This window comes from Coprobacter fastidiosus (assembly GCF_030296935.1).
In the GTDB taxonomy this organism is placed as follows: domain Bacteria; phylum Bacteroidota; class Bacteroidia; order Bacteroidales; family Coprobacteraceae; genus Coprobacter; species Coprobacter fastidiosus.
Map to the genome: position 1 here is coordinate 2,952,724 of NZ_AP028032.1, position 21,423 is coordinate 2,974,146.

The 21,423-nt window shown below is 35.8% G+C and carries 19 protein-coding genes; 18 read left to right on the plus strand and 1 reads right to left on the minus strand.

What is annotated here, in order from left to right; genetic code table 11:
* Positions 1-438: 438 nt before the first annotated feature.
* Positions 439-912, minus strand: a complete 474-nt coding sequence (locus tag QUE35_RS11645; protein WP_022390120.1) for a Dps family protein — start codon at positions 910-912, stop codon at positions 439-441.
* An 870-nt stretch (positions 913-1,782) separates the two neighbouring features.
* On the opposite strand from QUE35_RS11645, the gene QUE35_RS11650 reads away from it, so the two are divergent.
* From QUE35_RS11650 to ettA, 18 genes are all read left to right on the plus strand, one after another.
* On the plus strand, positions 1,783-2,598 hold the full coding sequence (locus QUE35_RS11650; RefSeq protein ID WP_022600736.1) for a head GIN domain-containing protein: 816 nt from the start codon (positions 1,783-1,785) through the stop codon (positions 2,596-2,598).
* Between the two features lie 257 nt (positions 2,599-2,855).
* Positions 2,856-4,805, plus strand: a complete 1,950-nt coding sequence (locus QUE35_RS11655) for a discoidin domain-containing protein (protein ID WP_022600735.1) — start codon at positions 2,856-2,858, stop codon at positions 4,803-4,805.
* Positions 4,806-4,836: 31 nt separating this feature from the next.
* Positions 4,837-5,256: a hypothetical protein gene (locus QUE35_RS11660; RefSeq protein WP_286260875.1), complete on the plus strand. Its 420-nt coding sequence runs from the start codon at positions 4,837-4,839 to the stop codon at positions 5,254-5,256.
* 12 nt (positions 5,257-5,268) lie between these two features.
* Positions 5,269-6,255, plus strand: coding sequence for a radical SAM protein (locus tag QUE35_RS11665; protein ID WP_286260876.1), 987 nt, complete (start codon positions 5,269-5,271; stop codon positions 6,253-6,255).
* A 29-nt stretch (positions 6,256-6,284) separates the two neighbouring features.
* Positions 6,285-6,545 carry a hypothetical protein gene (locus QUE35_RS11670; RefSeq protein WP_022600733.1) on the plus strand — a complete coding sequence of 87 codons (261 nt, stop codon included), beginning with the start codon at positions 6,285-6,287 and terminating at the stop codon, positions 6,543-6,545.
* Positions 6,546-6,612: 67 nt separating this feature from the next.
* Positions 6,613-7,833, plus strand: coding sequence for a zinc metalloprotease (locus QUE35_RS11675; RefSeq protein ID WP_022600732.1), 1,221 nt, complete (start codon positions 6,613-6,615; stop codon positions 7,831-7,833).
* 415 nt (positions 7,834-8,248) lie between these two features.
* Positions 8,249-9,670 (plus strand): O-antigen ligase family protein, encoded by a 1,422-nt coding sequence (locus tag QUE35_RS11680; protein ID WP_286260877.1) that lies wholly within the window; start codon positions 8,249-8,251, stop codon positions 9,668-9,670.
* A 21-nt stretch (positions 9,671-9,691) separates the two neighbouring features.
* Positions 9,692-10,030 carry a hypothetical protein gene (locus QUE35_RS11685; protein WP_286260878.1) on the plus strand — a complete coding sequence of 113 codons (339 nt, stop codon included), beginning with the start codon at positions 9,692-9,694 and terminating at the stop codon, positions 10,028-10,030.
* Positions 10,031-10,062: 32 nt separating this feature from the next.
* On the plus strand, positions 10,063-10,722 hold the full coding sequence (locus QUE35_RS11690) for an ABC transporter ATP-binding protein (protein ID WP_022390118.1): 660 nt from the start codon (positions 10,063-10,065) through the stop codon (positions 10,720-10,722).
* Positions 10,723-10,736: 14 nt separating this feature from the next.
* Entirely contained in the window at positions 10,737-11,969 is a 1,233-nt protein-coding gene (locus QUE35_RS11695) for an ABC transporter permease (protein ID WP_022390117.1), read from the plus strand.
* The gene (locus QUE35_RS11700) at positions 11,969-13,135 is read left to right on the plus strand and encodes an ABC transporter permease (RefSeq protein WP_022600730.1); all 1,167 of its coding nucleotides are present in this window, start codon (positions 11,969-11,971) and stop codon (positions 13,133-13,135) included. The genes QUE35_RS11695 and QUE35_RS11700 overlap by 1 nt, the downstream gene beginning before the upstream one ends.
* A gap of 18 nt (positions 13,136-13,153) precedes the next feature.
* Positions 13,154-14,620: a TolC family protein gene (locus tag QUE35_RS11705; protein WP_009319656.1), complete on the plus strand. Its 1,467-nt coding sequence runs from the start codon at positions 13,154-13,156 to the stop codon at positions 14,618-14,620.
* Positions 14,621-14,631: 11 nt separating this feature from the next.
* Positions 14,632-15,885: an efflux RND transporter periplasmic adaptor subunit gene (locus QUE35_RS11710; RefSeq protein WP_009319655.1), complete on the plus strand. Its 1,254-nt coding sequence runs from the start codon at positions 14,632-14,634 to the stop codon at positions 15,883-15,885.
* A 169-nt stretch (positions 15,886-16,054) separates the two neighbouring features.
* Positions 16,055-16,474 carry a Holliday junction resolvase RuvX gene (gene ruvX / locus QUE35_RS11715; RefSeq protein ID WP_122304180.1) on the plus strand — a complete coding sequence of 140 codons (420 nt, stop codon included), beginning with the start codon at positions 16,055-16,057 and terminating at the stop codon, positions 16,472-16,474.
* 62 nt (positions 16,475-16,536) lie between these two features.
* On the plus strand, positions 16,537-17,094 hold the full coding sequence (def, locus tag QUE35_RS11720; RefSeq protein WP_009319653.1) for a peptide deformylase: 558 nt from the start codon (positions 16,537-16,539) through the stop codon (positions 17,092-17,094).
* Positions 17,095-17,133: 39 nt separating this feature from the next.
* A complete protein-coding gene (locus QUE35_RS11725) occupies positions 17,134-18,681 on the plus strand; it encodes an acyl-CoA carboxylase subunit beta (RefSeq protein ID WP_009319652.1) in 1,548 nt (515 codons plus the stop codon).
* A gap of 20 nt (positions 18,682-18,701) precedes the next feature.
* Positions 18,702-19,028, plus strand: a complete 327-nt coding sequence (locus QUE35_RS11730) for an acyl-CoA carboxylase biotin carboxyl carrier protein subunit (protein ID WP_009319651.1) — start codon at positions 18,702-18,704, stop codon at positions 19,026-19,028.
* A gap of 320 nt (positions 19,029-19,348) precedes the next feature.
* The gene (ettA, locus tag QUE35_RS11735) at positions 19,349-21,034 is read left to right on the plus strand and encodes an energy-dependent translational throttle protein EttA (RefSeq protein WP_022600726.1); all 1,686 of its coding nucleotides are present in this window, start codon (positions 19,349-19,351) and stop codon (positions 21,032-21,034) included.
* Positions 21,035-21,423: the final 389 nt, after the last annotated feature.

The following is a 21,423-nucleotide window of genomic DNA, read 5'->3' on the forward strand; positions in this document are numbered from 1 at the left end:
AAATGTATTTTACAAATATACAATATTTAAAGTACTTGTACATATTTTGAGGAAAGAATTTTGAAATAAGAAGATATGGGCTCTCAAGAGAATGAGATCATGAATTGATTATTTGGCGGTAAATATTGAATGAATATGGTGAAGTATATAAACAAAAAAAGGTTGTCTCACGACAACCAATCTTCATTAACCTTAAATCTAATACCATGAAAAACACAGTGCAAATATAATGTATAATCTGTTATTAAACATACTTTTTGAGCATAAAATGTTGCGTATAAACATTATTTAATAGAATCGAGTTATTCGAATTTTCTATTTTGGGTTTTATTAATTTTGTTTACACTGATTAATCTATATTCTTCTTTTAAAACAAATCTGCAGAAAAAACATCCGTTTTTTCTGCAGATTTGTTTATCTAAAAAAATAGATGGGCTTTTACGAAGCGTAAGCACTTAACATCCATATCATCTTCTCTTGGCCTTTGAGTAAGTCGCTTATCATGGCAACTGTCACTTCATCTTTTGTTTCGGATGCTAATGATAGCAATTCCCGTTCTTCAGCAATGAGGACTTTAAGCGTTTCTCCAATATTGTTGAGTGCTTTATCAGCATTATCTATATAACCAGATTCTTTAATGTTTGCAGTTTGTAGATAATTGCTGAATTGATGTTGAGGAGTTCCGCCGAGCATCAATATTCTTTCTGCAATCTCATCAATTGTTTCAGCGGCACTATTATACATATCTTCAAATTTGCTATGTAAAACAAAAAAAGAATGACCTTTGATGTTCCAGTGAAGACCTCTTAGGTTTGTATAATAAACTTGAAAATCTGCCAGTAACTGTTGCAATCCGTTTATTACATTTTCTACTTTTTGTTTGTCTAATTGAATATAATCTAAAGTTTTCATATCATTTTATTTTAGAGGTTTATTTAATTGTTTGATGCAAATGTAATATGTTATAATATATAAATCAAACTGATATTATCTATGCTTATATAGATGATATGAATATATTCTGGATTAGAAGATAATTGGAATTCTGTGTTGTTTTGGGTAAAGAGTGTTGTGGTGAGGATTATTGAGCCGGAATAGGGTTACAGTAAGAGCTTGTGAAAGCCTACCTCTGATCTTTGAAGCCTACCGGATTTTGTATAAATGTTTTTTGAGTATTTATGTTTTGATAAAAGGTGGTGGTTTTTCTTTGTTTGAGAATCAGTAAAATTTTGGTTGTTCGGATATTTTGGAGAGAGGGAGGCTATTAAAAACGAAAAGGTTGTCATCTCGACAACCAATCTTCGTTAACCTTAAATCTAATACCATGAAAAACACGATGCAAATATAATGCATTTTTGTGTTGTGCAACATGTTTTATTTACAAAAAATATGTTGTTTAACATTGTTTTGTATCTCATGGATAAAAAAGGCTCTTTATAAACAATTATTTATGATTTATGAATATATAAAAATATGTTCTCTTATTTTTTTAGAGCCAGTCGTATGTTTTGTCTGGTCAGTTTTGAGTGTTTTTTCAAAGACGTTTTCGAATGGTCGAGAGCTATCTGACAAAAGACGACAGGCTGGAAAGAAAGTTAAGACTTTTTTAATTGGAAAATTTAGACAAGTTCTCGGATTTCTGAGAAATTTATTGGGTTATGTTTATTAAAAACGCATTATTGCTGTAAAATTGTTATTTTTTGACCCAAAAATTTTATTAAAATAGTCTCCGATAGTTTATCTTTATCATAACATTATTATTAACTTTTAAATGAAATACAAATGAAAAAATTGGGATTCTTTTTCCTTCTGCTTTTGGTCTGCCAATCATGTATAATAATTTGTAAAGGAGGAAAAGATAAAATTGTGGAAAAATCTAATTATGAAAAGGTTTCGGGGAGAGGGCAGATTGTGGAGAAAGAGATGACTCATTCCGGTTTTGACAAACTGTCTTTATTTGCTCCGATAAAAGTAAAAGTTTTGAAAGGAGAAACCTATAATGTGAAGGTTTCAGGACATGAAAACTTGGTATCATTACTTAATATTGAGATGAAAAATAAAACCTTAAAGATTGATACAGAGAAAAATTATGAGTTTACCGATGATGTAAAAGTATGGATACAGATACCTGTGTCGTTGCAGAAAATGGATATCGGTAGCTTATGCCAGGCCTCTATCGGAGAAATCATCGATCGGGATAAATTTGAATTGAATGCCTCAGGTGTATCGAGGTCTAATTTCGAAAAACTTTTTGCTCATGATATCGATCTGAATATCAGTGGAGTTTCTAAAGTCGATATTACGTCTTTAGAAGCGAAAAAGCTTTCCTTGAGTTTGAGTGGAGTTTCCGAAGCCAAAATAGATGGAAAAACAGTCGATTTGTCTCTTGAAATGTTAGGCGTAAGTAAAGGTTTTTTAGGGAAATTAGAAACTGAGAATCTAAATTGTAGAATGTCGGGTGTTTCCGATTGTAAGGTGAGGGTATCTCAAGTATTGAAAGCCGATATGTCCGGTGTTTCTAAACTCAATTATTGGGGAACACCTTCTACATTAGATGTTAGTGCTTCCGGGAAATCTTATGTCAAAGCAATCCAATAGAATTATTGTTTTTTGAAAATATTGATGTATTCTTTTTAATAAACCTAAGATTACCACTTTCTAACGATTTAGGAAGTGGTATTTAAATATTTGAGTATAAAATTGAAAATTTGTCAGTTTTATTTGCTTGATTTTATGTAATTATTGTATTAATTTTAATATATAGCACAAAATTATTATTTTTTGGTGAATTTGTATTATTATTAATTTCTGTATAGTATTAATTTTGAAAAACAAATCGGAATATTATTTATCCCATGAAAAAATTCTTTATTACTTTATTGATATTGTTCTGTTTTATTGGATGTAAAGAATCTGATCTTAATAGGGCTTTGTCTATGGCAGGAGATAATGCCGATGAATTGAAGGCTGTTTTGAACTATTATAGCCATGATCCAAGAGATAGTCTTAAATATCGGGCTGCATTGTTTTTGATAGAGAATATGCCGGGACATTATTCTTTAGGTGGTAGATATATTGATCTTTATTATGATTCGGTAGACTCACTGCTTTCATTTGTAACAGATAAAGAATCTCTAAAACAAAAAATAGATAGTATTGCTGAATATTATAAGTTATCGGAAAATACGATCCGACTTGAGGATGTGGAGCACATAACGGCAAATTTTCTTATTAATAATATAGAGCGGGCATTTGAAGTGTGGCCAAAAGGGGGATATGCAGAACATTTATCATTTGACCAATTTTGCGAATATATATTACCATATAGAGTTGGTAATGAACCTATCGAATTTTGGCGTGATTCTTTAAAAAATAAATATAACGATATATGGGCTCATGGGTATCATGAAGGATGGAGACATTCTGCTTTTCATGCTTGTTGTGAAATAAATAATCGATTAAGAGAAGAGGCTGGTGTATATCTTTTGCCACCTGCTTTTCCTATAGAGAAGTATTCAATCTTAGCTCGGATGTTTATTGGTGATTGTGATAGTTATGGAGCCCGAGCGACTTTTGCAATGCGAGCAAAAGGTGTACCTGTCGTAAAAGATTTTACACCGCAGTGGGCTTATCGGGATATGGGGCATTCGTGGAATGTCGTATTATGTAATAATGGTCGGGAATTGTCTTTTGGCGGTGTAGATGTTAATCCGGATGTTATTCATAAACCGGATGCAAAAATGGCAAAAGTATATAGGACAACTTTTGCCCGTAATAAAGAGTCTTTAGCTTCGGTTTGTAAAGGAGAGCCTATTCCTTCGAATTTAAAAAGCCCTTTTTATAAAGATGTAACTTCGCAATATCTTGAGACTTCTAATATTGATGTGGATATTAAAGTTTTGCCTAAAGAAAATCGTCAATTTATGTATTTGAGTCTTTTTAATAATAAAAAATGGATTCCTGTATGTTTTGCAAAGATAAGATTTGGTGATGCAACATTTAATTCAGTAGGACGGGATATTGTTTATTTGCCTTCTTATTATGTTGATAGGGAAATGCAACCAGCTAATTATCCTTTTTTACTTGATTCTCGAGGTAGAATACATTATTATGAACCTGATACGTTAAATGTTTATAATTTACGTATATATCGCAAATACCCTGCTGAATTTAGGATGGTTGGTGTTGCATCTCATATGATTGGTGGGGAGTTTCAAGCTGCTGATAATCCCGAGTTTAAGAATGCGATAGTATTACATCGAATTGAGGAAAACCCATATGGATTATATGTTACGATTCCTTTGGATTCTGTTCTTACAAAGTACCGCTATTGGAGACATGTCTCTCCTATTGCAGGATATGGGAATATTGCAGAATTACAATTTTGGGGGGAAAATGGAGAATTGCTGAATCCGTCGGGGAAAATAATAGGGACGGATGGTACGTGGGGAAATGATCCGAAACGATCGAAAGAATCGGCTTTTGATAATGATCCGTTGACTTTTTTTGATTCTTCTAAGCCTGATTCTGCTTGGGTAGGACTTGAATTTCCGAAACCTGTAGCAGTAAAGAAAATTGTCTATTTACCGAGAAATGATGGAAATAATGTGGCTATTGGAGATGAGTATGAGTTGTTTTACTATTCTATAAAAGGATGGAAGAGTTTAGGACGGAAAAAGGCTAAAACACATTATGTCGAATTTGCTGATGTCCCTCGAAATGCTGTATTATGGTTGCATAATCATACACAAGGTCAAGAGGAAAGAATTTTTACATTTGATGGAAAAAGTACTTTTTGGTGGTAGAATTATCATGTTATATTAAATATTTATTGTTATGAATAAGTTATACAGACCTTCAGTTTATACCATTCCTGTTGTAATAAAGGATGAACCGGGTAAGACTTTATTGATTCATGGATATACAGGAGCTATGGATATTGCGTCTGAAAAGATAATGAACTGCCTTCAACCAGAGAAAAGATATTCCTATGATAATATTCCATTGTCTAAAGATGTTTTTGATAGACTTATTGCTCGAGGATATTTTACGGATAAATCTGAACAAGAAGAATACGAGTATTTAAAAAACTTTACTTCTCTTTTTAATAGATATGAGAAAACTAAAAGTAAGGTTTTTACCTTGATGATTGCTTATGATTGTAATTTCAGGTGTCCTTATTGTTATGAAGGGAATATTTCTGGAAAAGGTCATCAATGGTCTAAAAAAATTTTTAATAAAGACACGGTTGATTGAGCTTACCAAGCGATGGAAGAAATCGAACCTAATAAGAATTTACGTGCTAAAACGATTACATTATACGGTGGTGAACCTTTGATGGCTTCAAATAGGGAGATTATAGAATATATTGTTATAAAAGGAAAGAGTTTAGGTTATAATTTTGATGCAGTAACTAATGGATATGATTTAGAATATTTTCTTGATTTGTTAGGTCCGGAATCGATTAAATTTCTACAAATTACGATAGATGGAGAAAAGGAATACCATGATAAACGTCGCATACATTATAAAGACGGAAAGTCATTTGATAAAATTATTGCAAATATTAGTAAAGCGTTAAAGACAGGTGTTTCTATTTCTGTCCGGGCAAATACGGACGGGAGAAATATTTCAAGTATGCGAAATCTGAAAAATTATTTTTATGAATTAGGTTTTTATAATTATAAAACATTTTCTTTTTATTCTGCATTGTTGTGTGGTGAAAAATCTGATGTTGATAAAGTGAAAAAAAATACTCAAACTTCTGAATTGAATAAAAAATTTGAATACTTAAGCCGTGAAGAATTTCTTTTAAAGCAGGAGCAGAATGATTCTGATATTTGGGGACAGGATTATGGTGTCTTTACGAAAATTTATCGGGCATTAAAAAATTCCTCAAAAATACAGTTCCATACGATATTTTGTCCTTCTCAAACCAATTCTTATATATTAGATCCCTATGGGGAAATTTATTCTTGTTGGGATACCGTAGGAAAGAGAGAGCGTTGTTTAGGCTCTTATTTAGATGATATAGTATGGAATGAAAAAGAACGGAGTTTATGGCATAATCGTAATATTGGGACTGTGGCAGATTGTGCTCATTGTAAATATGCTTTGTTTTGTGGTGGAGGTTGCATGGGTAAAGTCCTTGCTAATGGCGGAAGTTTTGAATCTAATTTTTGTGATAGTTATTCATTGATTTTTGAGAAATATGTTATTCAGGCATATAAAAAGTATAGGGCAGAAATGCACTAATAATTAATAACTTATTAAATAAATTTTAGATGATGAAAAATCAAGAAGAGAAAAAAGAGAAGCAATCCGAAGATTTGGTCTCTTTAAATGATTCTTTGTACAATGAATTCTCATTGGAAGAGTTAGAAAAACGATTGGAAACAGACCCTCTATTGTTTGGAAATTTAGTAGATCCTTTATGTTTCATTGATTTTAGCTGTACGTGTAAAAAAGGTACATATACCTGTGAGCATGGAGGTGACACTTGCCCTTGTGATGGAGCAAATCTTGATTGTCCAGAGTTTCTCTAAGTAATTCTTAAAATTTGAAGAACGTCTTGTGCATTATTAGTGCAAGATGTTCTTAAATAGGTGTTTAATGGATAATGTTGGAGACATAAAGAACCTGAGTATTTTGACATTTGAAACCTCAAGTAGGGAGTATAGGTATTTAGTCGCTTTCGGAGAACGATTTTGGGAAATAACAGCTGCCGTTGCAGATCTTATTAAGGCTTTTCAACAAGGAGGGTCTTTGGAGAATGCAACAGAGTTATTTTCTAAAAGTCGAGGAAGGTCGTATTCTCCGGAAGAAGTTATGCATTTGGCAGATATTTATATTGCTCCTATTTTTAAAGAAAATAGTTCTAAAACTACAAAATCTTTTTTATTGAGATTAAATATCTTAACGGCAAGACAAGTCGCTGTTTGTTCAGATAAATTGAAATGCTTATTTCAACGATCTGTATTATATCCGTTGTTATTTGTAATTATAATATCGGAAGTACTTTTTTTTATTAAGCAAGATATTGTAACAAAAATATTTGATATTGAGTTTATGGATATAGTTGGGCTAATCGCTCTTTATATTATATCTTCTTTTTTTCACGAGTTGGGGCATGCTTCGGCTTGTAAATATTTTAAAGTGGAACATGGAGGAATCGGGTTGGGATTATATTTGACATTTCCGGTTTTTTTTACAGATGTTACTAAAATCTGGGCACTTCCCCGAAAGCAGAGAGTTGTCGTCAATTTTGCTGGTGTATATTTTCAACTGATTTTTCTATTGCCACTTATCTTACTTTCATTTATTATTCCAAATGACTTCTTTATATATTTTGTGTTCGTCATTAATTTGAATTTCCTATTGACTATGAATCCGTTCTTTAAATTCGACGGTTATTGGATGATGAGTGATTTGTTGGGCATACCTAATTTGCGGAAAAGAACCAATGAACTGTTGTCTTATTGGATAAAAAAGATAAGGAAGAAGAATGCGGGGAGTTATCCGTTTTTATTGACGATAAAACCTGTGGAAAAAACAATAGCAATTGTTTATACGATTGTGGTGAATGTATTTTTTGGATATTATTTTTTCTTTATAATACCCCATTTTTTAGTAGCGTTTGTTTCAGACTTTCCATATTTGTTTCAACGTGTAATTAATTCACTTATTGTAGGTAAGATGCCTGACTATGTATTATTAAAAAGTTTTTTCTCCCAATTATTGATTTTAGGATTAATCTTGTTTTTCTTTTATAACTTATTAAAGCCTTTGTTGAACAATTTAAAAAGGAAATATATAGAAAAGAATCAGAGGTAATTAGTTTATGATAGAAATTAATGTAAGACATATTGGACAATTTTTTTGTATCCTATTGATTTTTTTCTTGGGGATATTATTGATTTTTAAACCTGAAGATACATATTTTTTCTCAGGATGGTTTGCTGTCGTTTTTTTGTCGATATTACTTATTTATACGCATAGTGATTTTAAAATTTCCGGCTTGGATATTTGCATCTTTCTATTTGGGTTATATGAAGTGTTTTCCTTATTGTTATCGCCTAATCCTATTGCTGGTTATCCATATTTGGCTTCGTCATTTATTGGGGTCTGCTATTATTTTGTCCTTCGATTTTATTTAAATACAGAAGATAGAATAAAGAGTTTGATAAAATGGTATTCTGTTTTTATTTGTTTAGTTTCCATAATTGCCCTCTATTCTTTTTCTCTTTTTGTGGAAAATTTATCAAATGTGGGTTGGGATAATAATGTTTCTGGTTTCAAATTCCTTTATCGACCGTTAGGATATTTAAATAATGTGTGGAATACTTTCTCTATTGTTTATTTAGGCATATTGGGATTATGCGGATGGTATTGTCGTGATAGCAGGGCGTGGCTGATTTTTTTATACGTTGCATTGATTCTTGTCATAATAAATATTTTATTTTCTTTTTCGCGCGGGGCTAATTTGGCATTATCCGTTTTTTTATTGGGTAGTACTATTTTGTTCTTTTGCTGTAAGATGTCTTTGAGAAAAAAAATTGGACTTTTCATTTTGACATTGTCAATTATAGCTTTTGCTTTAATTCCGTATTATGAAGATGTGCTTAAATCGATGCATTGGGGAGAGACTGTTTCTCAGCAACGTAGTGTTTCCGGTCGCATCGCTTCTTTATATGCTGCATGGACTGTCTTTAAAGAGAAACCTGTTATTGGATTTGGTTCCGGTAATTATTCTTTGGTAGTGGATTCTTTACTCTTTGAGAAAGAGAATGTAGCATTTACTAATTTTGCGCCGAATATATTGGTGCAGCTGGGGGTAGAGAAAGGTATAACCGGATTTTTGATATTCGGGTTATTTATGGGTTATTTTTTTTGGTACTTTATAAAGGAGAAAAAAAATGGAGGGTCGTATTTTATTGCATTGACAATATTGGCCGTTGGAATAAAGGAAATGACTTTTTCTTCTTTCCTTGAGTGTGAGGGTATTCGGGTTTTATTGATTACTTTATTGGCTATTTGGCAGAATCGGTATATTTCATGCCGATATATGGTAATTTCTGCAGGTCCTAAATTACGAAGTATAGCGGTTTTGTCTCTTGTTATATTATGTTCGTTTGTTACTGTTTTTATTGTTCGTCATAATAGAAATGAATACTTTAATTATAAGTGTCTGGAAAATATTAATTTATCTCGTCTCGATTCTGCATCTTTTTATATAAGTAAAACTCATGAAAATTTGCCATATCTTATTAATCGGAGTACTGTAAATTGGCTGCAATATAACGATTCTAAGGATAAAAAATATTTAGAGAGTTCTATACAATATTTACGGGAAGCTATTTCTATAAATCCTAAAGATGTCATGTTACATTATAACATGTCTGTTTTGTTAGAATGTATTGGACGGAGGGATTCTGCTCAAAATATATCGAGAAGATTATTGGAAAAGTGTCCGGATAATGCACTGTTTTGTATTGGAGCTTTTAACCTTGAGTATAAAAGCGGGGAAATGGAACGTGCGGTGTCTCACTTAACACATGCAATAAAATTGTCGCCTAAAATTTTAGAGACAGATTTGTGGAAGCAATGTGCTTTGGATAATAGTTATGTGAAAAAAAATGTTATTGATTTTTTGATAAAAGGCGCAGATTGAGATTCGGAAGATCCGATTTATTTGGCTAAATACGGGAAAATTTTTTTATGTATAGGTGACACGGTCTCGGCAAAGGAATATTTAGATAAAAGTATAAAGATACTTCCGAATCTTGTATATCCATGGTACTATTTGGCCGAAATTGAATATTGTAGAGGACATGAGCATCAAGGAGATTTTTATATGCGCCGTTTTTCTCTTTTGGGAGGAAGAAGCACGGAGATAGAACATATTTATCAAAAGAACGAATATGAATATAAGTTTCTGTCAGATCGGTATGAGGTAAAATTCCGAAAATGGTATGATAGTCGAAGTTGTCCTTTTTCGGTTTTTTTACCTGTTGATGGGAATATATTTTGAAATGAAAACAATAATAAATAAAATATTGCTTTATGATAGAATTAAAATCGGTAAGTAAGGTCTTTCAAACGAAAGACATTGAGACACGCGCATTGGATGATATTTGTTTAAAGATTAATTCGTCAGAGTTTGTCTCTATAATGGGGCCTTCGGGTTGCGGAAAAAGTACATTGTTGAATTTGATCGGTTTGCTGGATCAACCGACTGCCGGAACTATACTGATACATGATACGGATGTATCGAGGATGAGTGATCGGGAGGCTGCCCGGTTTCGGAACAAGAGTCTTGGATTTGTTTTTCAGAATTTCCATTTGGTCCCCTCTCTGAATGTTATGGATAATGTTGAGTTGCCGTTATTATATGGCCGGGTTGCCGCTGTCGAAAGGAAAGAGCGGGTAAAAGAAGTCTTGAATATGGTGGGGCTGTCGCATCGGATGAAGCATTTTCCGTCCCAGTTGTCAGGGGGGCAATGCCAGCGTGTTGCGATTGCAAGAGCGATTGTCGGACATCCGGAGATAATTCTTGCCGATGAGCCTACCGGAAATTTGGATAGCCGTATGGGAGAAGAGATTATGGATATTTTGTTGGAGTTGAACGAGCTTGGGGTTACGGTGGTAATGGTTACTCATGATGAGCATATTGCTTCCAAAACAGGACGAATAGTACGATTGTTGGATGGAAAACTCGTTTAGAGAAAGGGAATATCATGAAAATTGTGTTGAGTTACATAAAGACAGCTTTATATAATATAAAGCGGAATAAGGCTTATGCGATATTCTATATTTTGGGTACGACGTTGGCATTTGTTTTCATTGCTATTATATTGCATGTTGTCAAACTTATTACTACCGATGCAGAGCCGATGTTATATGGCGATCGAATTGTGACGGTAAGCGGTTCTCAGCTTTACAATATGCAGGGACAATATATCGGAGGAATTTATCCCATGGAAATGGAGCAGTTTTTTGCGGCATTGAAAGGTTATGAAATGGTTTCGTATGATAATGATGAGTCTTCTATTGTTTATATGAATGATCAGTTGAAGGCTGTAGATGTGTCATTTATCGGGGGCGATTATTTTAAAATGTATCAATACCGTTTTATCGATGGGACATCGTTTGATCGTGAGGATGCTCGAGAGGGGAAAAAAGTCGCTGTAATTAAAGAAAGTTTGGCAAGAGTCGGTTTTCCGGGAGGTAAAGCGGTTGGCGAGAAAATTAAGATTCAAGGTATTGAATATGAAGTAATCGGTGTCGTTGCCGATTATTCGATGTTTTCTGCACCTACACTTGCCAGTGTTTGGATTCCGTACCGATATAATAAATTTATCCCTTCTGCTCATTTTTGTTATAATGTGAATATTCTATTCCCGGAAGATATGGATGTTACCCAGATGAAAGAATTGGTATGTAACAATGTGCGGGCTACAGTAGAAAATAGGGGTATGACAGTAGACATATTGCCGGAGAAGATTTATACCAAAAAGGAGGAACGGATAAGAGAATACGGGACAAATATCATGTTGTACGGTGCCGGAGCTGCTATTTTCTTGTTGTTGATTATTCCTGCTTTGAATATCGTGACATTGAATTTTTCCAATATGGAGAGCCGGGCTTCGGAGATTGCGATTTCCCGGGCGATTGGGGCTACTCGCATTTCGGTTTTTTTCCAGATTATGGGTGAAAATTTCTTTTTGGTATTGATCGGGGCTATTTTAGGTGTTCTTTTGGTTTTACCGATGTCCTATGGGGTACAGAGTCTTGTCCTGGGCGGATCTCTTAATGAAAAAATGTTGTTGATCGCTTCTCTTGATATGTCGGTTATTTGGTGTCAGGTATTGCCCTTGGCTATTTTGTTCTCTTTATTATCAGGTGGGCTGCCGGCCTATTTAATTACACGAAAAAATATTGCAGAGGTATTGAAAGGAGGAAACGAATAATGAGAAAGTTTTTGCTAAAGATGATCTGGAATCGTCGGAATAAGGTTTGGGAAATTTTGGTAGAACAATTTTTTATCGTATTGGTGTTGATGCTGTGTCTCGGATCTCTGTTTTCGGCATTGAAAAAATATAATGATCCGGGGCTGTTAAACACAGATAATACATTTGTGTTTTCTTGTATGCCGGTTAATTTTAATTCGCGGGCTTCTTTACGGGAATCCGGACGCATAACATCTCTTGTCGTTGAACGGTTGAGAACCAATCCTGCAATAGAAAGTGTGACTGTGGGTAGCGGATTGGCCCCATATATGAGAGACGGCGATAACTATAGTGGAGATACGGTCCGGATTAACGATAAAAAAATCATGGCAGCTATAAAGACTGTCGATAAATATGCTCTTGATGTATTTGATATTCGTTTGGAAGAAGGAGAGTGGTTTACCGGAGAGACCAAATTGGCTGATGGCTCTCTTCCTGTTGTTGTTTCCCGGCAATTGGTAGATGCTGTCGGGTGGGTAGATGCCGTCGGCAAGAAGTTTGTATATAGAAATCGGGAACTTACGGTAATCGGAGTTGTTGCAGGGGTGAAGCATGCAGTATTCGAACCTTCGTCAGAGGCGATACTTTTCCCTTTCGAGCATTTGCCCTTTATGGAATGTGTCGCTAAAGTAAAAAAAGGGCATGAAGCCGACTTTTATAATGCTTGCGATAAAGAGTTCAAACGGGCTGGCTTGAATAATGATGTCGAGTTGTTTGTTTCTCCGATGGAAGAGTGGAAGGCTTTTTCAATGGTTGGGACGATGCTTTCAGTTGCAGCACAAGCCGTGCCGGCTTTTTTCTTGTTTATTTTTGCGTTTATTGGAACATTCGGATTATTTTGGTTACAGTCGAAAAAAAGGTTGAAAGAGTATGCTTTGCAGTTGGCTTTAGGAGCAACACGTAGAGATCTTATGAAAATGGTGCTTGGAGAAAGTTTGTTGATTTCGGTAATGGCTTCTATTCCTTCAGTACTGTTGGCATTTTTTATTTATGATTTTACCGTAGAAAATATTGCTGCAGTTGTGACCACAATATTGCTGATGTGTTTGTTTTCATTATTTAGTGCATGGTATCCGGCATACCGAATTTCTCGTGTAAATCCGGCAGAGGTATTGCATTATGAATAATGAGTAAATATAGGTTATATGAAACTATGGATGATATGTATAGTCTTTCTGTTCCCTACCTGTTTGTGGGGGCAGAAAGATACTTTGTCTCTCTCTATGGATCAGGCTTTAAATATAGCTCGTATTTTTTCTATTGATGCAATCGTGGCAAGAAATACTTTGCAGATTGCTTATTGGTCGTACCGTAATTATAAGGCGGATTTGTTACCCAGTATGGTTTTAGATGGCACTTTGCCCAGCTTGGATAAGTCATTGTCTTCTTATCAGAAAGAAGATGGTACATATTCGTTCGTTACAAACCGTCTGCTCAGTGAAAATTTGAATCTTTCTATTACTCAAAATATTCCTTATACGGGAGGTTCTATTTCTTTACAGTCACAATTGCAACGTATTGACCAGTTGGACGGAGATCGTAATACAAGTTATTTGAGCGTCCCTTTAGGATTGACCCTTTCTCAGCCTTTGATTACAGCTCGGCCATTAAGATGGTCGATGCGTATAGAGCCCAAGAAGTATAAAGAGGCATTACAACAATATTGTGTAAGTATGGAGGCTGTAAATATGCAGACAGTCAAGCATTATTTCGAATTTTTATTAGCATCGGTAAATAAAAATATCGCAGAACAGAATCTGAAAAATGCTGAGGAATTGTTGAAAATAGCTCAGGGTAAGAAAAAGATCGGAATAATATCGGATAATGATTTGCTGCAACTGGAATTAGGAAGATTGAATGCTTCGTCAAATTTGATAAAAGCGGAACAAGAGTATGATAATAAGATGTATGCTTTTCGAAATTATTTGCGATATGATGATTCTGTCGTGTTGAAAATTGATGTTCCGCAAAAATGTCCTGTTGTAAAGATTTCACCACGTGAGGTTTTAGATATTGCATTAAAAAATAATCCTTTAAATTATTCGATCGAAAGGCAGTTGTTAGAGGCAAAACAGCAAATTGCCCAAGCTCGAGTAGATCGTGGATTTAAAGCGGATATTTATGCTTCGGTAGGATTTACGGGAAGTGATAATAGTTTATCCGGAACATATCAGAATTTACAGAATCGTCAGGTTGTGAGTTTAGGAATACGTATTCCTATTTTAGATTGGGGAAAAGGTCGGGGACGAGTGCGGTTGGCGAAGTCGCAGCAAGAGCTCATAAAGGCGCAAATTGAGCAAAGCCAGATGAATTTTGAACGAGATGTAACGTTATCTGTCAATCAATTTCAAGATCAGACACGATTGTTAGATATTGCTGTTCTTGCAGATTCTGTTGCACAATGTCGGTATAAAACAGCATACAATATCTTTGTTATGGGAAATATTAATGTCTTGGATATAAATTCGGCTCAAGTAGAACGGGATAATGCCCGTAGAGAATATATTTCTCAGTTATATACCTCTTGGTTATATTATTACAATATTCGACAGCTATCCCTTTATGATTTTGTTCGAGATGAGGATATTATATATGAAATGATAAAAAATTAAAAAATATAAACATGGGCATGGATAAAGAAATTTCACCGGAGGTGAAACGTCGTAGAAAAAAGATATTGATTATTAAATTTGCGTTTGTAGCATGTGCTTTAGTTTGTTTTTTTATTGTTTTGGTAAAAGTATTCAGTGCCGGAATTCCTTTAGAAGATATTGATTTTGGAACGGTGACAAAAGGTGAAATCGGAATTTCTGTTTCTGCAACGGGAAAAGTAGCTCCTCTGTCGGAAGAGATAATAACCTCGCCGATTTCTTCGAAAATATTGGAAGTATATAAAAAATCCGGAGAGAAACTATCCAAAAATGATTCTATTTTAAAACTTGATTTAGCGGAAGCCAATGTAGGTATGGAGAATCAGCGGGATGAGCTGGAGATGAAACGGTTTAAATTAGAACAGATGAAGATCGTGGCGGAAAGCCAGTTGTCGGAGATGAAGATGAGTATTGATATAGATGAAATGAGATTGGAGAGAATGAAAGTGCTATTGCAAAATGAGAAATATTTAGATAGTATAGGAGCAAGTACATCTGATAAAATAAAACAAGCTGAATTGGAATATAAAGTTCAGAAAATGAATCTGGACCAATTAAAATTGAAATATAATAATCAGAAACGGACTTCTGCTGCGGATATTCGAGTACAGGAATTGGATTACAATATAGCCTTGAAAAATATTTCGTTGCGGACTAAGATGATGAAAGAGGCACAAGTGCGTTCTCCTCAAGATGCGACATTGATATGGGTAAATGATCAGGTTGGAGCAACTGTGCCTGCAGGTTCACAATTGGCAATTGTTGCCGATCTCGGTAGCTTTAAGGTAGAAGCCGAAATTACGGATGGATATGCTGATAAGGTTTTACCGGGAAATAAAGCAATTGTAAAAATCGGAAAAGAAGAACTCTCTGGAACAGTGGGGAATGTCGTCCCATCGGTAAAAGATGGAATGATACAATTTCTTATATTTTTAGATGATAATGACCATGATCGTCTGCGTTCCGGCTTGAAAGTTGACGTCTTTGTTATTAATGCGGTAAGAGATGATGCTCTTCGTATAGAAAGACGTTCTTTTTATAATGGTCCGGGAGACTATAATCTTTGGGTGATGGATGGAGATCATATTGTGAAGAGAACAGTTAAGTTGGGAGAGGGAAGTTATGATTATGTAGAAGTATTAGACGGTTTGAATATCGGTGATAAGGTGGTGGTATCGGATATGAATAAATATAGAGATAAAGAGAATTTGAGGATAAGGAAATAAGATATGATGCTGATAGATAAGAATATATTTTTAATTTCTGTTTTTTTACCATAACATTCCCGAATCCTTTATTAATAGGGTATATTTTTAGTTGTAGCTGTTTGTCTTATGTATAAAAAAGACGAACAGCTTATTTTTCTGTTTCATTTTGATTATCTTTGCCAACATTATGGCTCGTATTTTATCGATAGATTACGGAAAAAAACGTACAGGAATTGCGGTGACCGATCCTTTGAAAATAATAGCGAATGGATTGACAACCGTTCCTACGCATGAATTGGTCGGTTTTCTGAAAAATTATTTTCAAAAGGAAGCTGTGGAGAAAGTAATCATAGGATTGCCGAAACAGATGAATAATCAACCTTCGGAAAATATGCGATATATCGAGCCGTTTGTAGCACAGTTCAAGAAGTTGTTCCCTGATATTCCGATAGAATATTTTGATGAACGGTTTACTTCTACTTTAGCGCACCGGTCTATGTTGGAAGGTGGGTTGAAGAAGAAAGATCGTCGGAATAAAGAACTGGTGGATGAGATCAGCGCAGTAATCATATTACAGGGATATATGGAAAGCGTGCTGCATGCTTGATTGTTGATCGGAATAAAGATTTATATGCCGGGAGTACCGGTGATTATGATAAAAATATATATATGTTGTTACCAATTTATTTATATGGACAGCCTGTGCTGAGGAAAGTCGCAACGGACATAACTGCCGATTATCCTGATTTGAAGAAGTTGATTGAAGATATGTTCGAAACGATGGATAAATCGGACGGGGTCGGACTGGCTGCTCCTCAGATAGGTTTGGATATTCGGGTGCTTGTAATCAATCTGGATGCTCTTTCAGAGACATTTCCTGAATATAAAGATTACCGGAAGGCAATGATAAATGCCCATATAGAAGAAGTATCCGGTGATAAGATAACCCGGGAAGAGGGATGTTTGAGTTTGCCCGGAATTCATGAGCCTGTGACTCGTCAGGAAAAAATAAAGATAACGTATCGGGATCAGGATTTTGTAGAGCATACCGAAGTATTTGAAGGTTATGTCGCTCGTGTCATTCAACACGAATATGATCATCTTGAAGGAAAAATGTTTATCGATCATCTTTCCCCTATTCGCAAACAGCTTATAAAATCGAAGCTGAACAGTATTCTGAAGGGTAAAGTAAATTGCGGTTATAGGGTAAAAGCAGTAAAGAAATAATACTTATATTGACACACTTAATTTTAAGAATCTAAATTTATGACTTCATTACAGAAAGACATTTTAGCATTGCGCGAAAAAAAAGCGCTGGTGCAGATGGGTGGAGGAGAAGCCGCCATTGAAAAGCAGGAGGCGATGGGTAAGTTGACTGCCCGCAATCGTATTCTGGCTTTGCTGGATGAAAATTCATTTCAGGAGTATGATCTCTTTGTAGAGCATGAAGCCAGAGGCTTCGGCATGGAAAAAAAGGTTTTACCCGGAGACGGAGTAATTACCGGAACAGGAACTATCTTTGGCGCTCCTGTATGTATCTATGCTCAAGATTTTACCGTAGCAGGTGGATCTCTCGGTTTGATGCACGCTCGTAAGATAACCAAGATAATGGATCATGCACTAAAGATGAAAGTGCCTATTATCGGGATTAATGATTCCGGTGGTGCACGTATTCAGGAAGGTGTAGGTGCATTGGCCGGATATGGAGAAATTTTCTATCGCAATACGATTGCTTCAGGGGTAATTCCTCAAATTTCGGTAATCTTAGGTCCCTGTGCCGGTGGTGCGGTATATTCTCCGGCATTGACCGATTTTGTTTTCGTTGTTGAAAACATTTCGAAAATGTTCATTACAGGACCGAATGTCATCAAGACCGTTTTAGGCGAAGAGATTTCTATGGAAGATTTAGGAGGAGCTCGCGTTCACGCTGAAATTACAGGTAATGCTCATTTCTATGCCCAAAGTGAACAAGAGTGTTTTGAACAAATCAAGAAATTGGTGACGTTTATTCCTTGGAACAATAAGCAACGTGCCCGTGCATGGGAACCTAAAGAACCGATTTTTGACAAATCGATCAATGATATCATTCCGGCCGATCCGAAACAACCGTACGACGTACGTGATATTATAAAATGTGTCGTAGATGATTCTGATTTCTTTGAAATACAACAGCTTTGGGCAGCAAATATCGTAATCGGATTTGGTCGTATTCATGGCGATACAATCGGGTTCGTAGCTAATCAGCCTATGGTAATGGCCGGAGTGCTCGACTGTGACAGCTCTGATAAGGCTGCCCGTTTTATCCGCTATTGCGATGCCTTTAATATTCCTATTGTTACATTCGAGGATATGCCGGGTTATTTGCCTGGAGTAGATCAGGAGCATGCCGGCGTTATTCGTCACGGCGCGAAAGTTCTCTACGCATATTCCGAAGCGACAGTACCTAAAATCACTATTATCCTGCGTAAAGCGTACGGAGGCGGATATATTGCAATGAACTCGCGGCATTTAGGAGCAGACTTCGTATTTGCTTGGCCGAGTGCAGAAATTGCAGTGATGGGACCGGAAGGTGCAGCCAATATTATTTTCAGAAAAGAAATTATGGAGGCTGAAGACCAGAACGCAATGCGTCAGGAAAAAGTAAAAGAATATATCGAGAAATTTGCTAATCCGTATGTTGCTGCGGCTAAGGGATATATCGATGCTGTAATCGAACCGAGAGAAACTCGTGTCAGCTTGAAGCATGCTTTGGTTTTGGCAAGAAGTAAAGAAGAATCCCGCCCGTCGAAGAAACATGGAATTCCTCCGTTCTAATCCATAAATCGAGATTGAAGATGGAAAATGAAAAAGTGAAATTAGTAGATTTTGCAGTTACAGCCCGTAAATATAAAACGACATTGACAAAGAAGTTTATCAATCGTCCGTTATGGGTGAAACCTGTGCCTGGCGAGATCCGCTCCATTCTTCCGGGAACGATCGTTTCGTATGCGGTAGAAGTAGGACAGTCGGTGAAAGTCGGAGATTTGTTACTCGTTCAAGAGTCGATGAAAATGCAAAATCGCATATTGTCTCCGGTTGCAGGAGTTGTAACAGAATTAAATGCTACTCCCGGAGAACATTTGGTGAAGGGGGCCTTGATGTTGACAATAAAAACCGAATAGGTATTGTTACCAAGTATAGAAAAGAAAGCGTTGCGGATACTTCCGTGACGCTTTCTCTATTTTGAGACGTACTCGGCTTCTTTGGAAAACATGATTTATTCGTTATATTTGTATTTCTTAGAGCCTGTCTCAATTTTGCTCAGGTCAGGTTTGAGAGTTTCTTTCGAGGATATTTTTCTGTTTTTACGAGGAGGATAAGCTATCTGACGAGGGAAAACGGGAAAACAGACCGGAAGAAAACACAGAAATGACCTGATAATATTTTTTTGTTGGAAAATTTAGACAGGCTATTAAAAGACGAATTATAAATATATAATATAATGGCAGACGACAAAAAAATTATTTTTTCGATGGTGGGAGTCAGTAAAACTTTTCCACCGCAGAAACAAGTTTTGAAGAATATCTATTTATCGTTTTTTTATGGAGCGAAGATCGGGATTATAGGTCTTAACGGTTCTGGTAAATCTACGTTGTTGAAGATAATAGCCGGTATTGAAAAATCTTATCAGGGAGATGTCGTTTTTTCTCCCGGTTATACTGTCGGTTACTTGGAACAAGAACCGAAACTCGATCCTGAAAAAACGGTCAAGGAAATTGTGCAGGAAGGAGTACAACCGATTTTGGACTTATTGGCTGAGTATGAAGCTGTAAATTTAAAATTTGGCGATCCTGAGATTTTAGAAGATCCGGATAAGATGGATGCTTTGATGAATCGTCAAGCTGAACTACAGGACAAAATCGATGCTACGGACGCTTGGAACCTTGATAATAAGCTCGAACGAGCTATGGATGCTTTGCGGTGTCCTCCGGAAGATCAGTTGGTAAAGTATCTTTCAGGAGGAGAACGGCGGCGTGTCGCTTTATGCCGTTTGTTGTTGCAACAGCCGGATATTCTTTTGCTGGACGAACCTACCAACCATTTGGATGCCGAATCGATAGATTGGCTTGAACAGCATTTGCAGCAATATGCCGGAACGGTTATTGCTATTACGCACGACCGTTATTTCCTTGATCATGTAGCCGGATGGATATTGGAGCTTGACAGAGGCGAAGGTATTCCTTGGAAAGGAAACTATTCTTCATGGCTTGAGCAAAAAACAAAACGAATGGAACAAGAAGAGAAACAAGCGAGTAAGCGCCGCAAGACTCTTGAACGGGAGTTGGAATGGGTTCGCATGGCTCCTTCTGCACGGCATGCGAAAGGAAAGGCTCGTTTGAATTCGTATGATAAACTATTGAATGAGGATCAAAAAGAGAGGGAAGAAAAACTGGAGATTTTCATTCCGAACGGACCTCGTTTGGGAAATAAAGTGATTGAGGCGAAGGGGGTTGCAAAAGCCTATGGGGATAAACTGCTTTTCGATGATCTTAATTTTGTATTGCCTCCGAATGGTATTGTCGGAGTGATAGGTCCGAATGGGGCTGGTAAAACGACTCTTTTTAAGTTGATAATGGGACAGGAGAGTGTCGATAAAGGCGAGTTTGATGTCGGAGAAACGGTAAAAATCGCTTATGTAGATCAGACTCACAAAGATATAGATCCCCAGAAGAGCGTATATCAGGTTATTTCGGGAGGACAAGATCTGATTCGTATGGGAAATAAGGATGTAAATGCCAGAGCTTATCTTTCAAGATTTAATTTTACCGGAGCAGATCAAGAAAAACTGTGCGGAGTTCTTTCTGGTGGAGAACGGAATCGCTTACATTTAGCTATGGCTCTGAAAGAAGAAGGAAATGTCCTTTTATTAGACGAACCTACTAATGATATAGATGTTAATACTTTGCGGGCGTTAGAAGAAGGTCTTGTGAATTTTGCCGGATGCGCAGTGGTTATTTCTCATGATCGTTGGTTCTTAGACCGTATTTGTACACATATTTTGGCTTTTGAAGGAGATTCTCAGGTGTTTTACTTTGAGGGTTCTTATTCTGAATATGAAGAAAATAAGAAAAAACGTTTGGGGGATATAGAACCTCGTCGGGTGCGTTATCGTAAGCTTATGGAATAAGATAGATTTTATAGATATAGTTCTATAAATATAAATTATCGATTACACAGATATATGTCAGTTTACTTTAGCTTTATTCCTATAATTAGGAATGCTAAAGTAAACTGTTTTTGTGTAAACAGATAAAAATAAAAATGTACTTCCGGAAAATCTGAGAGCCTGTCAGAATTTTGTCCGGGTCAGTTTTGAGAGTTTTTTCTTTTTATTGGAGAATTTAGATAAGCTCTAAATAAAAAATTAAATTTCTCAATATTTAGTTGTTTGACCGTATGCTCATGCTCTACGTGTATAAGGCGATTCTAATACTAAATGATAGTTAACTGTTTTATTTGGGAGGTTAAAATAACTCCTGAAAATTTCGTGGAATCTTTAATTTTTTTGTTTTCTTG

Coding starts and splice junctions, on each gene's coding strand:
- QUE35_RS11695 (WP_022390117.1), top strand. CDS start 10,737: ATGAAAATTGTGTTGAGTTACATAAAGACAGCTTTATATAATATAAAG.
- QUE35_RS11665 (WP_286260876.1), top strand. CDS start 5,269: ATGGAAGAAATCGAACCTAATAAGAATTTACGTGCTAAAACGATTACA.
- QUE35_RS11710 (WP_009319655.1), top strand. CDS start 14,632: ATGGGCATGGATAAAGAAATTTCACCGGAGGTGAAACGTCGTAGAAAA.
- QUE35_RS11650 (WP_022600736.1), top strand. CDS start 1,783: ATGAAAAAATTGGGATTCTTTTTCCTTCTGCTTTTGGTCTGCCAATCA.
- ettA (WP_022600726.1), top strand. CDS start 19,349: ATGGCAGACGACAAAAAAATTATTTTTTCGATGGTGGGAGTCAGTAAA.
- QUE35_RS11700 (WP_022600730.1), top strand. CDS start 11,969: ATGAGAAAGTTTTTGCTAAAGATGATCTGGAATCGTCGGAATAAGGTT.
- QUE35_RS11670 (WP_022600733.1), top strand. CDS start 6,285: ATGATGAAAAATCAAGAAGAGAAAAAAGAGAAGCAATCCGAAGATTTG.
- QUE35_RS11675 (WP_022600732.1), top strand. CDS start 6,613: ATGGATAATGTTGGAGACATAAAGAACCTGAGTATTTTGACATTTGAA.
- QUE35_RS11725 (WP_009319652.1), top strand. CDS start 17,134: ATGACTTCATTACAGAAAGACATTTTAGCATTGCGCGAAAAAAAAGCG.
- QUE35_RS11705 (WP_009319656.1), top strand. CDS start 13,154: ATGAAACTATGGATGATATGTATAGTCTTTCTGTTCCCTACCTGTTTG.
- ruvX (WP_122304180.1), top strand. CDS start 16,055: ATGGCTCGTATTTTATCGATAGATTACGGAAAAAAACGTACAGGAATT.
- QUE35_RS11645 (WP_022390120.1), bottom strand. CDS start 912: ATGAAAACTTTAGATTATATTCAATTAGACAAACAAAAAGTAGAAAAT.
- QUE35_RS11655 (WP_022600735.1), top strand. CDS start 2,856: ATGAAAAAATTCTTTATTACTTTATTGATATTGTTCTGTTTTATTGGA.
- QUE35_RS11690 (WP_022390118.1), top strand. CDS start 10,063: ATGATAGAATTAAAATCGGTAAGTAAGGTCTTTCAAACGAAAGACATT.
- QUE35_RS11730 (WP_009319651.1), top strand. CDS start 18,702: ATGGAAAATGAAAAAGTGAAATTAGTAGATTTTGCAGTTACAGCCCGT.
- def (WP_009319653.1), top strand. CDS start 16,537: ATGTTGTTACCAATTTATTTATATGGACAGCCTGTGCTGAGGAAAGTC.
- QUE35_RS11660 (WP_286260875.1), top strand. CDS start 4,837: ATGAATAAGTTATACAGACCTTCAGTTTATACCATTCCTGTTGTAATA.